Raw genomic sequence first — 13873 nt, forward strand, 5'->3', positions numbered from 1 at the left:
ATTTCGGGATGTTTTGATTTAAATCCCAAAATCACCAAATCCAAAAATCTCAAAATTGTTCAGATGGATTTATTACGGTTTATAACAGCAGGTAGTGTTGATGATGGCAAAAGCACATTGATCGGCCGGTTATTATTCGATAGCAAAAGTATAATGATCGATCAGTTAGAAGCAATTGAAAAGCAAAGTAAAAATAAAGATCTGGGTGAAATTGATCTGGCGCTGCTTACCGATGGATTACGTGCCGAAAGAGAGCAGGGCATTACGATCGATGTAGCCTATAAATATTTTTCTACGCCCAAACGCAAATTTATCATTGCCGATGCACCGGGTCATATACAATATACCCGCAACATGGTTACCGGCGCCTCTACTGCCGATCTGGCAATCATTTTAATCGATGCACGCAATGGTGTGGTTGAACAAACCCGCCGCCACTCGATCATCACTTCGTTATTAAACATTCCGCACGTTGTGGTTGCCATTAACAAAATGGACCTGGTCGATTACTCGCAGGATGTTTACAACAACATTGTGATCGATTATGCCGAAGTGGCCAAATCGCTCGATCTGAAAGATGTTACCTATATTCCTATCAGCGCCGTTTTTGGCGACAACATTGTTGAAAAGTCGCAAAAGCTCAGCTGGTACGAAGGACCCGCTTTGTTGAATTTCCTCGAAAAAGTAGAAGTAGAGAAAGATATAAACCTCACCGATGCACGCTTTCCGGTGCAATATGTTATTCGTCCGCAAACAGATGAACTGCACGATTATCGCGGATATGCCGGAAAGCTCGTGAGCGGCATTTACCGTACAGGCGATGCCATTACAGTGCTTCCTTCGGGCCTTACCAGTAAAATCAAAGCCATTGAGCACAATGGAAAAGAAGTAGAAGAAGTATTTGCACCGCAAAGCGCTATTCTGCATCTCGAAGACGATATCGATATCAGCCGCGGCGATATTATTGTTAAAAGCGATAACCTGCCAAAAGTTACACAGGAGCTGGATGTGGTATTGTGCTGGATGGATAACAAGCCGCTGATACCCGGTAATAAATACCTGCTGCAGATAAACAGCCGCCTGGTGCGCAGCGTGATAAAGGAAATTGAATATAAACTGGATGTAAATACGCTGCAGAAAAACGAAGCCACCACTGCAACATTGAACGATGTAATTAAAGTAAAAATAAAAACCGCTTCACCGGTTCCGTATGATTCTTACAAGGTATTACGCGAAAACGGAGGAGCGATACTGATCGACGAAACCAGTAATGTTACGGTTGGCGCCTGCATGATTCAATGATGTAAGCGTTAAGCATTTTGCGTTAAGCGTTGAGCATTGAAAATTGAGTATTATGAGTGAGAAAGCATTTATACAACAACTGTTTGAACAACATAAAAAAGCATATACCGCTTTTCCTGATAAGGAATTGGCCGAGCAGTTCATTGACCAAGTGTTTTGTTTTTTGTTTTTGCCAAATAAAGAATATCAGCAGGCTGTTGATCTTGAAAAGGAGCTGGGGTTATTAAAAAGTCATTTTTCGAGCCTGGTATATGATGTGGTGCATAAAGAAGAAAAGGCAGAGCAGCTGACGGAACAGTTTTTTGCAGCCATACCATCGTTATACGCAAAGCTCATGAAGGATGCCGAAGCGCTGCTGGCGTTTGACCCGGCCGCCCGTTCGGTTGAAGAAGTGCTGGTTGCCTATCCCGGTTTTTATGCTACGGCTATTTACCGGTTATCGCACCAGTTGTGGATACAGGGTGTTGAAATATTACCAAGATTGTTTACTGAATATGCCCATAGCAAAACCGGTGTTGATATTCATCCCGGCGCGCATATTGGCGAATCGTTTTGCATTGATCATGGCACCGGCATTGTAATTGGCGAAACCACGGTCATTGGCAATAATGTAAAAATTTATCAGGGTGTAACATTAGGCGCTTTACAGGTTTCGAAAGACAACGCTACGGTAAAACGCCACCCGACGATTGAAGATAATGTTACGATTTACTCGGGCGCTACCATATTAGGCGGTAAAACGGTTATTGGTCGCGACAGCATCATAGGCGGAAATGTTTGGCTTACATACAGTGTGCCCTCATTCTCGGTGGTGTATCATAAAAGCGAAGTAAAGGTGCGGGATAAAAATCCTTTTCCCGAGCCGTTGAACTTCGTGATTTAATGATCCTGAGCGTAGTCGAAGGGGCTGATCAAACATCGGGCGAAGTCGGGATGTCTTCAAACAAAAAAGAACAGAACATTATGATTACAGAAGAAAAGAATATACAATCAATAAATAAAACAGATAACCAAAACAACGATAGAATGAGAGCCGCAAACATTTTACAAACGATTGGCCAAACACCGCACGTGCGTATTAATCGCTTATATGGCAATAGTCATGAAGTGTGGATTAAACTGGAGCGTAACAACCCCGGTAACAGTATTAAAGACCGTATTGCATTATCAATGATCGAAGATGCCGAGCAAAAAGGCATTCTGCATAAAGATAGTGTTATTATTGAGCCTACTTCGGGCAACACAGGCATTGGCCTGGCCATGGTAGCAGCCGTAAAAGGATACAAACTGATTCTGGTAATGCCCGAATCGATGAGCGTTGAAAGAAGGCAGTTGATGCAATTATATGGCGCTTCATTTGAATTAACGCCCCGCGAAAAAGGCATGAAAGGCGCTATTGAAAAAGCCAAAGAACTGGTTGAAAAAACGCCCAATGCCTGGATGCCCCAGCAGTTTGATAATGCGGCGAATGTTGAAGTTCACCGTAAAACCACTGCCCAGGAAATTTTGAACAGCTTTCCCGATGGACTTGATTACCTGATTACAGGAGTAGGTACCGGCGGACATATTACAGGTGTGGCTGAAGTGTTGAAACAAAAATTTCCCAACCTGAAAGTGTTTGCTGTTGAACCCGAATTATCGCCTGTGATCAGCGGTGGCAGCCCTTCGCCACACCCATTACAGGGTATTGGTGCAGGTTTTATTCCATCTATTTTAAATACAAAATTGTTAGACGGAACCATACTGGTAGGCAAAGACGAAGCTTTCAGCTATGCGCAAAGGCTGGCTAAAGAAGAAGGTATTCTTGCCGGCATTTCAACCGGTGCTTCATTGGCCGCTGTAGCCAAAAAACTGGCTGAAATTCCAAAAGGTGCACGCGTGCTCACATTCAATTACGATACCGGCGAGCGCTATTTATCAATTGATGGTTTATATAAATAGTTCAACAGGTACATGCAAACGAACCAACCATATGGCAAAGTGATTTTGGCCGCTGCCGGTCCCGGTGATCCCGAACTGGTAACGGTTAAAACCGTGCGGTATCTGCAGCAGGCCGAAGTGGTGCTGGCCGACCGGCTGGTAAGTGAGGAATTGTTGCGGCAATATGTAAATGCCAATGCCGAAATTATTTACGTAGGCAAGCAATGCAGCCGCGGATCATCAACGCCTCAATATACCATCAATGAACTGATGGTGCATTATGCCGTACAGGGAAAACTGGTAGTTAGGTTAAAAGGGGGCGATGCATCGATGTTCTCGAACATACTCGATGAACTGCATACGCTGGTACAACATAACATTCCTTATGAAATTGTACCCGGTGTAACCGCAGCGTTAGGCGCTGCAGCTTATGCCGGTATTCCTTTAACCGCAAGAGGATATACTACAGCCGTACGTTTTTTGACGAGCTATAAACTGGATATAGTTAGTGAATCATACTGGATAGAACTGGCACAAACAAACGATACGCTGGTGTTTTATATGTCGTCCGAAACCCTGGATCATGTAGTGGATAATCTGGTTAAAAACAATATCGATGCCGGTAAATTACTGGCCGTTATTGAACAGGCAACCACGCCTCTGCAAAATGTGCATGTAACCAATATTTATAAATACGAAGAACAGTTGCGGGGGCGGCAGTTTGTTTCTCCCTCGCTGGTGATAATCGGAAAAGTAGTGAGTTTGCACGAGCAGTTTAAATGGATCGAAAACAGCAACAGTGCAGAACATTACTTTAAACCACTGGCCCGGTTGATTACTACGAAACCTGATTCTGAAAATGCGGAAAACGTAAATAAACATGTTAGCAGAGCATAAATTAAAAGTATTACAGGATTTAGTAAGGTCTTCTACCAAAGAAGAACTGGTTTGGATGAACGGATTCCTTGCCGGTGTTTTAATGAATTGCCACGATGTGTCGTCGCTCACTTCGGTCGCTTCGCAAGCCTCACAGGCATTAGCCGCAACTCCGGCACCTGCGCCAGTTGCTGCAACGCCCGACAAACCGGCTGTTTCGAAAATTACCATAGCCTATGGAACCGAATCCGGTAACTCAAAAAAACTGGCTACTGATCTGGCTGCCAAAGCCAAGAAAAGCGGCATCAACGCCAAAGTGGTAAGTCTTGACCAATACCGGTTGAACGATTTATCGAAAGAAGAATATTTCTTTACCATCATCAGTACCCAGGGCGAAGGTGAACCACCAGCCGCTGCCAAAAAATTCTTTGACCATATTCATCAGAATGGTTTTAAACTGAGCCAGCTTAAGTTTGGCGTACTGGCATTGGGCGATACATCGTATCCTTTATTTTGCAAGGCCGGTGAAGATATTGATCAGCAGTTGCAAAAACTGGGTGGTCAGCGTATTGTATCGTTGCAAAAATGCGATACCGATTACCAGGGCGATGCCGAAGGATGGTTTTCGCAGGTGTTGCATTCTTTAAGCAGCAATGGCAGCAGTAATGGTGTATCATCTGTTTCAGGCGCTGTGGTAACAAAAAAGCCCGCCGGCAAAAAAATATATTCCGGTAGCATTATCACCAACGTTAACTTAAACGACAGAGATTCCAATAAACAAACACACCATATTGAAATAGTGGCCGATGAGCTGGAGTATCAGCCAGGCGATTCAATTGGTATTGTTCCTGAAAATGCAACTGCAGCCGTTGATTCAATTATTAAATTAACCGGAATAGATAAATCAAAAACGGTTTCTTTCCGTAATGAATCGCATACGGTATACGACCTGCTGAAGAAAAAACTGAATATTGCTTATTTACCCGAACGCGTGGTAAAACAATACGCGTCCATCGTTAAGCAGGATATTCCTGAAACAAAGATCAGTTTGCTCGATCTGCTGAAAATATATCCTGTAAGTAATGCGGCACAGTTTCAGGAAGTGATCGGTATTCTTGAGCCCATCACACCACGGTTGTACTCGATCTCTTCATCGCTGCAGGCGCATAGCGGAGAAGTACATGTTACCGTTGCCCGCGACAATTTTAAAGTAAACGGCGAAGTAAAACATGGCTTGTGCTCGAATTTCCTCGCTGAGTTACCGGTAGATACGCAGTTTGAATTTTACGTTCATAAGAATAGCCAGTTCAGGTTGCCGGCCGAAGATAAAGATGTTATTATGATTGGCCCCGGTACCGGTGTTGCACCCTTCAGAAGCTTTTTGGCCGAACGTGATGCTACGGGCGCTTCTGGCCGTAACTGGTTATTTTTTGGCGATCAGCATTTTACAAGCGATTTTCTGTATCAGACCGAAATACAAAACTGGGTACAAACCGGTGTGCTTACAAAAGTAAATGCAGCTTTTTCGCGTGATCAGGCTTCAAAAATATATGTGCAGCACAAAATGCTCGAAAATAGTGCTGCCTTTTACGAATGGTTACAAAATGGGGCTTACGTATACATATGTGGAGCAAAGGAACCGATGAGCGTTGATGTGGAATATACCATTTTGCAGATCATTGAACGTTTTGGCAACAAAACCACTACACAAGCCATAGAATATTTGAACAGCCTGAAAGAAGAAGGAAGATTTTTGAAGGATGTGTATTAAAGTAGTAAGTGGTAAGTAGGTCGTTGAAAGTTTAACATTGAAAATTTAATTAGAGACTCAGACATTAAGGCCTTGTGCCTTGTTCCCTGAGCCTTGTAACTTGTTATCATGAGTACGAATCAAAATAATTTATCTGCGGTAGAAAAAATAAAACTGGCCAGTGATGGCCTGCGGGGTACATTAAAAGAAAGCCTGCACGATGAGTTAACAGGCGCTTTACGTGAAGACGACCAGTCGCTGGTTAAATTTCACGGTATGTATCAGCAGGATGATCGTGATCGTCGTGAAGAACGTAGCGCCAAAAAACTGGAATGGTTGTATTCATACATGATCCGTTTGCGTTTACCCGGCGGGTTTATGACGCCTGATCAATGGGTTGGCCTGCATAATATTGCCGGCGAGCATGCTACAGGTGTTATTAAAATCACTACCCGGCAAACGATTCAGTTGCATGGCATTCTTAAATCGCATGTAAAGCCAACGATCAAGGCTTTTAATACCATTCATCTCGATTCAATTTCGGCCTGCGGCGATGTAAACCGTAATGTGATTTGCGGCGCCCATCCCAAATTTTCGGCCATTCATGAAGAAGTATTTTCATATGCCGATAAAATAAGTCAGTTGGGTTTGCCCAAATCGAGAGCGTATTATGAAATATGGCTCGATGAAAAACCACTGCTCGATAAAAAAGAGGAAGAAGATCCATTATACCAGGACCGTTATCTGCCCCGTAAGTTCAAAGTGGCTATTGCTATTCCGCCGAATAACGATGTAGACGTATTTGCGAATGATGTTGGGCTGATTGCAATTATCGAAAATAACAAGTTGAAAGGATTTAATATTGCTGCCGGTGGTGGTTTGGGTACCACGCATGGAAATGCGCAAACCTATCCGCGGTTGGGTACCATGCTCGGCTTTATACCCGGTGAAGAAAAAACACTAAAAGCGGTATTGGAAATCATTACCATTCAACGTGATTTTGGTAACCGCAGCGACCGCAAATTATCGCGCCTGAAATATACCATCGACAAAATGGGCGTTGAAGCCTTTAAACAGGAGCTTGAAAAACGTTGCGGTTTTGCACTGGAAGCACCAAAGCCATATACTTTTACCAGAAGGCAGGACGATTTCGGCTGGAGCAAGAATCACGAAGGCAAATGGTATTTTACTGTGTTTGTTGAAAATGGCCGCGTGCTCGACGATGAAAAAATTGCATTGAAAACGGCTCTGCTTGAAGTGGCTAAAACCGGTAAAGCGAATTTCAGATTTACCTGTAACCAGAATTTGATCGTGGGCGATATAGCGCCGAAAGATAAAAAAGCGGTTGAAAAAATATTGCAGGATTTTGGTGTCATTGCACATACCGAAAATGCCGGTGCAGTAAGACGTACATCCATTGCCTGTGTGTCTTTCAATACTTGTCCGCTGGCATTGGCCGAAGCACAGCGCTACCTGCCAACGTTCATCACCAAATTAGAGCCGATACTGGAAAAGCATGGTTTGCAGGATGATGAAATTTCGCTTCGTATGACAGGGTGCCCTAACGGATGCGGCCGGTCGTATGTAGCTGAGATCGGATTTGTAGGAACTGCGTATGGGCGTTATAATCTGCATTTGGGGGGCGACCGTGAAGGATACCGCTTAAATAAAAAATATAAAGACAGTCTCGACGAGGCCGCTATATTACAGGAGCTGGATTCGCTGTTTGAAAAATATAGTAAGAACAGAAAATCCGGTGAAACCTTTGGCGATTATGTGGTTCGTGAAAAACTGGTAACGTTATAAAAAAGGTTGGTAATTATGTCAACAGAACAACAAACATTGGTGAAGCATACAAATGGATCTGCTGAAGGGCAAAGCCAAAATCTTTTATTTCCTGTTTTCTTAAAACTGGAAGATCTAAAAGTATTATTGGTAGGTGGGGGCAAAGTAGGCGCTGAAAAATTATCGGCCCTGCTGGCTAATTCACCGGCCGCACCAGTTACTGTTGTTGCCATCAATTTATCCGACGAAGTGCGCAAGCTGGCAAAACATCATACTAATGTGGTGTTGCATGAAAGACCTTTTACCTTATCTGATCTTGATAATAAAGACCTGGCTATAATAGCAGTGAACGACCCGGAAATCAGCCTGGCCGTTCGGGATGCTGCCAAGGAAAGAAAGATACTGGTAAATGTGGCCGATACACCCGAGCAGTGTGATTTTTATTTAAGTTCTATTGTACAAAAGGGCAATCTTAAAATAGCCATTTCAACAAATGGTAAATCGCCTACTGCTGCCAAACGCATTAAAGAAGTATTGAACCATGCTTTGCCCGCCGAGCTGGATGACATGATCAATAACCTGCATGCAGTTCGCAATAAACTCAATGGCAATTTTGAATATAAAGTAAAACGGCTGAACGAAATTACCCGCATACTGATAGAAAAAGATAATGTGGAAAGAGAAAGACGCTGGCGCAAAATTGCCACGTATTCTTTATTGGTTTTTGCTGTGATGCTGTTAGGTCACTTTATTTTTTCATATGTGCCCTGGGAAAAACTAACGGATGGAACAATATCTTTTTATCATAGCCTCGATAAGCAATTTCCTATAATGGTGTTGGCCGGTTTTGTGGCACAGTTGGTAGATGGCGCGTTGGGAATGGGGTACGGGGTAACCAGTGCCACCATTTTGTTATCGTCTGGTATTAACCCTGCTGCAATCAGCGGAAGTATCCATACGGCAGAAATGTTTGCCAGCGGTGCTTCAGGGTACAGCCACTATAAATTCGGTAATGTAAATAAGAAATTGTTTAAGGCGTTACTCATTCCCGGTGTTATAGGTGCCATAGGTGGCGCAGTACTGCTGGTTTTTTTGGGCGAAAAGTATGGCATATATATTCGTCCTGTTATTGCAGGTTATACGCTGTTGCTGGGTATTAAGTTTATTATGAATGCATTCAAAGAAACAAAGCCCGCAAAAAAATTCAAACACTATAGTATACTGGCAGCTGTTGGTGGTTTTTTTGATTCTTTTGGCGGAGGTGGCTGGGGACCTATTGTAACAAGTACTTTAATTAATAAAGGCAGAAGTCACCGGTTTGCAGTGGGTACAGTAAGTTTGACAGAGTTTTTTGTAACGCTTGCAAGTGCATTTACATTTTTTGGATTAATAGGTATTAGCCACTGGCAAACTATTTTGGCTTTGATTGTAGGTGGTGTAATAGCTGCGCCTATAGCAGCCCGGTTAGCCGGCAAACTTCCCAGAAAAACGGCATTCATTCTCTTAGGGTTGCTGGTAATATTCTGGAGTATTAAGATTATTATTAAGATCTTTTAGTTACCAGTCCTGAGTGCTAAAAAGCATCAGGACTTTAAAATATATTTTTAGTCTATTAAAATAATGGACTACTTTCGCGGCCGGTTAGCCCTGAGCGAAGTCGAAGGATGTCTGCCACAGCCCCTGAGCGTAGTCGAAGGGGAAGGCCGCGAGTGTTGAGGGGGGCCGCAACCGATCCTGAGCGAAGTCGAAGGATGCCTGTCACAGCCCCTGAGGGTAGTCGAAGGGGTGGCCGCGAGTGTTGAAGGGGGCCGCAACCGATCCTGAGCGAAGTCGAAGGGGAATGTGAACGAATTGGAGGGATGCCTCCCCAAGCCCTGAGCGTAGTCGAAGGGCGATCGAATGCGCAGCAGCAGTGTATAACGAGGCCTAGGTCCTAAGCGTAGTCGAAAGGCAGTCGTAAACATAATCGAAGGCGCAGCAGACAGTGTAGCATGAGGTTCCGGTTCTGAATGAAATAGGAGGTGTTTCGCAAACGCAGTCGTAAAACTACGCCCTTTTAGTATAGTAATATAGTAGACTTATTGAAATTGCTCATTACCCACCCGGTACTTTTATAACACCGGGAATTATTATAAACTTTTAGTCTATTAATTTAATAGACTTAATATTATAAATCAATGAACATGAAAACAGCAATTCCATCTGGCCGGATGCTAAAGACCAAAACCTTGTATGGTAACTTTATTAACAGTTTGGGAAACCTGAAGTATAGTGTATTAGTGCTTATGGCACTCTGTGTATGTAATGCTGTTTTTTCGCAAACTGTTGCGCTTATTGAAATATCTGGCCAGGTAGTAAATAACGAAAAAAATGAACCCCTGCCCGATGTAAGTGTGCAAATTAAAGGATCGGTAACCGGTACCATTACAGATAAAACGGGCAGCTTTGTGCTCAAAACAAAACAAAAACTTCCATTTACGCTGGTATTTTCATCGATAGGGTTTAAACCACAGGAACTGGAAGTAAAAAGCCTTGGCTCAAAATTACAGGTGGCCATGGTTACACAAACCGTATTGGGAAATGAAGTGGTGGTAACCGCTTCACGCGTACCCGAAAATATCCTGAAATCGCCGGTGGCTATCGAAAAGCTCGATATTCGTGCTATTCGTGAAACACCTGCTCCTAATTTTTATGATGCACTCGAAAACGTAAAAGGCGTGCAAATGACCACATCGAGCCTTACATTTAAAGTGCCTAATACAAGAGGTTTTAATATTCCCAATAACTTTCGCTTTATGCAGCTGGTCGATGGGGTAGATATGCAGGCAGCTACACTGGGTGTGCCTCTCGGAAATGCCATCGGCCCTACTGAGCTCGACATTCAAAGCGTGGAAATAACGCCCGGCGCCGCTTCGGCTTTATATGGCATGAACGCCATTAACGGTATGGCCAACCTGCTTACCAAAAATCCATTTAATAGCCAGGGCCTTAGTCTTTATTACAAAGCAGGTGTGAATCATGTTGATAATATCGATCATGCGCCTGCGCTGTTACATGAAGGAGCTATTCGTTACGCCAAAGCATTTAAAAATAAGTTTGCTTTTAAAGTAAACGTAGGGTATATGCAAGGCATCGACTGGCGTTCAAATACCAGGCTCGATCAAAACCCCAACAACCTTAAAAGCGCCAACCCCAACTTCCCTTCATTGAATGGCGATAACAATGTAGCCTTCGACGGATGGAATAAATATGGCGACGATGCGCTGGCAGGTAGCAATACTTCATCTATCAGCGGACTTACCATTGATGGCAAAACAAATCAAACATTACGTGTTGTAAGAACCGGTTATTGGGAAACCGACCTGGTAAGCCCCAAAGTAAGCAACCTGAAATTTGATGCGTCACTGAATTACCGCATCAATGAAAATGCTGAATTATCATACTCATATCGCTTTGGAAAAATGGATGGTGTTTTTCAACGTGGTAACAAAATCCGTTTGGATAATGTGCGGGTGCAAAACCATCACCTTGAATTGAAAGGAAGCAATTATGTAATTCGCAGCTATGTATCGATCGAAAACACCGGTGATTCGTATAACGTAAAACCGCTGGCCGATAATATGGATCTGTACAGTGGCGGATCGAGCACTGCGTGGGCTACCAAATACAAAAATGCATTGAATCAATATGGAACCAATAATGGTGGTTTAACATCTGCCAACCTGGCCGATGCAACAAAATATGCCCGCCAGCAGGCCGATGCAGGCCGTGTTGAGCCGGGAACACCTGAGTTCGATGCATTAAAGAACACTATTATCAAAATCAATAACTGGGATATAAAATCAAGCACCATTCCCGATGCTCCTGTAACCGGTGGCGCCGCGCTGATTCAAAGAAGCCGCATGTACCATACCGAAGCACAGTGGGACCTGTCGAAGTATGTGAAAGTTTTCGACCTGCTGGTTGGTGCCGATGCCCGTATTTATGAAGTAATTCCCGATGGAAATAACTTCGTTGATTTCAGCCGCCCCATCGACGAAAGAAACAAACCGGTAATGGTTGATGGCAAAGTGCCCGATTCGAGTAATTTCGGCAGCAATGTGTATTACAAAAAATTTGGTGGGTTTACGCAGATTACTAAAACCTTCTTCAACGAAAAGCTGAAACTGTTTGGTTCGCTGCGGTACGATTATAACCCTGAGTTTGATCCCAAACTTACTCCACGCCTCGCTGCCGTATATACTTTTAAACAAAGACACAACTTCAGGATTACCTATCAGCAGGGATACCGTTTCCCCGCTTTGTTCGAAGCATTGTCGTACGTAAATAACGGCCGTGTAAAACGGGTTGGTAGTTTATCGTACATAAACGAAGGCTTAGGCTATCTCGAAAACAGTTACACGCAGGCATCGGTGATAAATTTTAACGCAGCTGTGGCCGCAGCCGGTAATACCGATGCAGCGGCGCTGGCCAACAGAGACTTACTGGTTTGGGCCAATTTGCCAAAAGCACGCCCCGAACAGATCACCTCATATGAAGTTGGATATAAGAGTGTTTTGTTGGGCAACACACTGATCGTTGACATCGATGCCTATACGAATAAGTACAATGGTTTTCTGGGCCAGGTGCAGGTATATGTACCCAAAGGCGAAACAGTTGGTTCTGATGCCGCTGTTATTGCCATGCTCGATCGCAACCGCGATGCTACAACGGCCAGCGGTGGTAATTCGGCCAGCAAGGGGCAGGACCGTTACCGCGTGTATACCAATGCTAAAAATACCTATTACAATTACGGATCGGCATTGGGCGTAACCTGGAACTTCTTTAAAAAATATACCATTGGGGGTAATGTGAATTTCAACCAAATGAAGTCGAACCATACCGATGATATATTCGTAACAGGATTCAATACTCCAAAATGGAGCACCAATCTGTCGTTCGGCAATCGTGAAATATTTAAGAACATTGGTTTTAATGTGGTGTGGAAGTGGCAGGATGCGTTCCTTTGGGAAAGCCCGTTGGTTACCGGAGGCGTTTCGGCTTATAATACCATCGATGCCCAGGTTACTTATCGCATACCTGAGATTAAAGCAAGCATCAAAGTGGGGGGCGCCAATGTGTTCAATCACCGCTATATTCAATATGCGGGCGGTCCTACGCTGGGTGGCTTGTATTATGCGGCCTTTACCATTGATGGATTGCTGAAATAATATAAATAACCTGTCGGGTTCAAACACACCCTTTTAAATATTATTCATACGCTTTGTGCAAACCCTTCCGGAATTTAGAAGTTTTTTAAAATTTTTGACTCAAAACAATTGTCGCATGTGAAATAAAGAAGGTACGGTACTTTTGCAGGACTACGTCAACCGATGTAGTCCTGATTTGTTATGAGTAAAAGATGGTACTTTCTTTTGACGGTAGTTTTCCTGGTTGAATTTTCTGTTGCACAAACAAAACAAACAACCTCTTACCAACAGGTATGGCTGGGTTATTTGAACCACACCCGGCTGAGCCGTAAATGGGGCATTGCCATCGACGCTAACCTAAGAACGAAAGATGATTTTTTTAATGGCTTTTACCAGTCGGCTGTTCGTGCAGGCATTATTTATTACCTGAACGATTTGTTGAGAATTACGGCAGGCTATGCGTATTTTGATCATTATCCCGATGATGGGCATAAAAATATTGCTCAGCCTGAGCACAGGCTCTATCAGCAATTAAATTGGCAAAACGAGTATGGTAATGTTACCGCTTTACAAAGATTGCGGCTTGAAGAAAGGTACCGGCATAATATATTAAACGACTCAACCCTGAGAAACGGATATGCGTTTAATTATCGTATCCGGTACAATTATCAGGTACAAATACCGCTGAAGAAAATACTATTCGACAGACTGTCTTTTGTAGCCGCTGATGAAATAATGATCAATTTCGGCAAACAGATCGTAAATAATTACTTTGATCAAAACCGCATTTTTGCAGGGTTTGCCTATAAAACATGGGGCGCCGATCAGTTCCAGATAGGCTATATGAATCTGTTTCAGCAATTATCGGCAGGAAACAAATACCGTAGCATACACGCCGTTCGAATATTCTACCTTCATAATCTTGATTTGAGGAAGAAGACCTGAGCCTGCGGTAGGCAGGGTATTTTTAGGCAAAACGAATTTATCTGTGAACGGCACTGACACAGGGAACTCTGAGAGAAATACGGAGGGTCTACGGAAGTACTATGAA

General features: G+C 43.4%; 9 protein-coding genes. All 9 read left to right on the forward strand.

From position 1 onward, the window contains the following. Positions 1-63 precede the first annotated feature (63 nt). The 9 genes from AC59IL_RS18510 (at position 64) to AC59IL_RS18550 (ending at position 13767) form a co-directional block, all read left to right on the forward strand. A complete protein-coding gene (locus tag AC59IL_RS18510; protein WP_496553666.1) occupies positions 64-1302 on the forward strand; it encodes a sulfate adenylyltransferase subunit 1 in 1239 nt (412 codons plus the stop codon). 52 nt (positions 1303-1354) lie between these two features. Then, complete coding sequence (locus tag AC59IL_RS18515; protein ID WP_496553667.1) at positions 1355-2185, forward strand: serine O-acetyltransferase; 831 nt, start codon at positions 1355-1357, stop codon at positions 2183-2185. A 143-nt stretch (positions 2186-2328) separates the two neighbouring features. Beyond that, a complete protein-coding gene (gene cysK / locus AC59IL_RS18520) occupies positions 2329-3243 on the forward strand; it encodes a cysteine synthase A (protein ID WP_496553668.1) in 915 nt (304 codons plus the stop codon). Between the two features lie 12 nt (positions 3244-3255). Continuing rightward, on the forward strand, positions 3256-4119 hold the full coding sequence (gene cobA, locus AC59IL_RS18525) for a uroporphyrinogen-III C-methyltransferase (protein WP_496553669.1): 864 nt from the start codon (positions 3256-3258) through the stop codon (positions 4117-4119). Beyond that, positions 4103-5869, forward strand: coding sequence for a diflavin oxidoreductase (locus AC59IL_RS18530; RefSeq protein WP_496553670.1), 1767 nt, complete (start codon positions 4103-4105; stop codon positions 5867-5869). The genes cobA and AC59IL_RS18530 overlap by 17 nt, the downstream gene beginning before the upstream one ends. 108 nt (positions 5870-5977) lie before the next feature. After that, the gene (cysI, locus tag AC59IL_RS18535; RefSeq protein ID WP_496553671.1) at positions 5978-7654 is read left to right on the forward strand and encodes an assimilatory sulfite reductase (NADPH) hemoprotein subunit; all 1677 of its coding nucleotides are present in this window, start codon (positions 5978-5980) and stop codon (positions 7652-7654) included. 15 nt (positions 7655-7669) lie between these two features. Further along, positions 7670-9190 carry a TSUP family transporter gene (locus AC59IL_RS18540; protein WP_496553672.1) on the forward strand — a complete coding sequence of 507 codons (1521 nt, stop codon included), beginning with the start codon at positions 7670-7672 and terminating at the stop codon, positions 9188-9190. A gap of 626 nt (positions 9191-9816) precedes the next feature. Beyond that, positions 9817-12843, forward strand: a complete 3027-nt coding sequence (locus AC59IL_RS18545) for a TonB-dependent receptor (protein WP_496553673.1) — start codon at positions 9817-9819, stop codon at positions 12841-12843. Between the two features lie 204 nt (positions 12844-13047). Then, the gene (locus tag AC59IL_RS18550; protein ID WP_496553674.1) at positions 13048-13767 is read left to right on the forward strand and encodes a DUF2490 domain-containing protein; all 720 of its coding nucleotides are present in this window, start codon (positions 13048-13050) and stop codon (positions 13765-13767) included. Positions 13768-13873 lie beyond the last annotated feature (106 nt).

The sequence above is a fragment of the Niastella sp. sgz303648 genome (genome assembly GCF_059587045.1).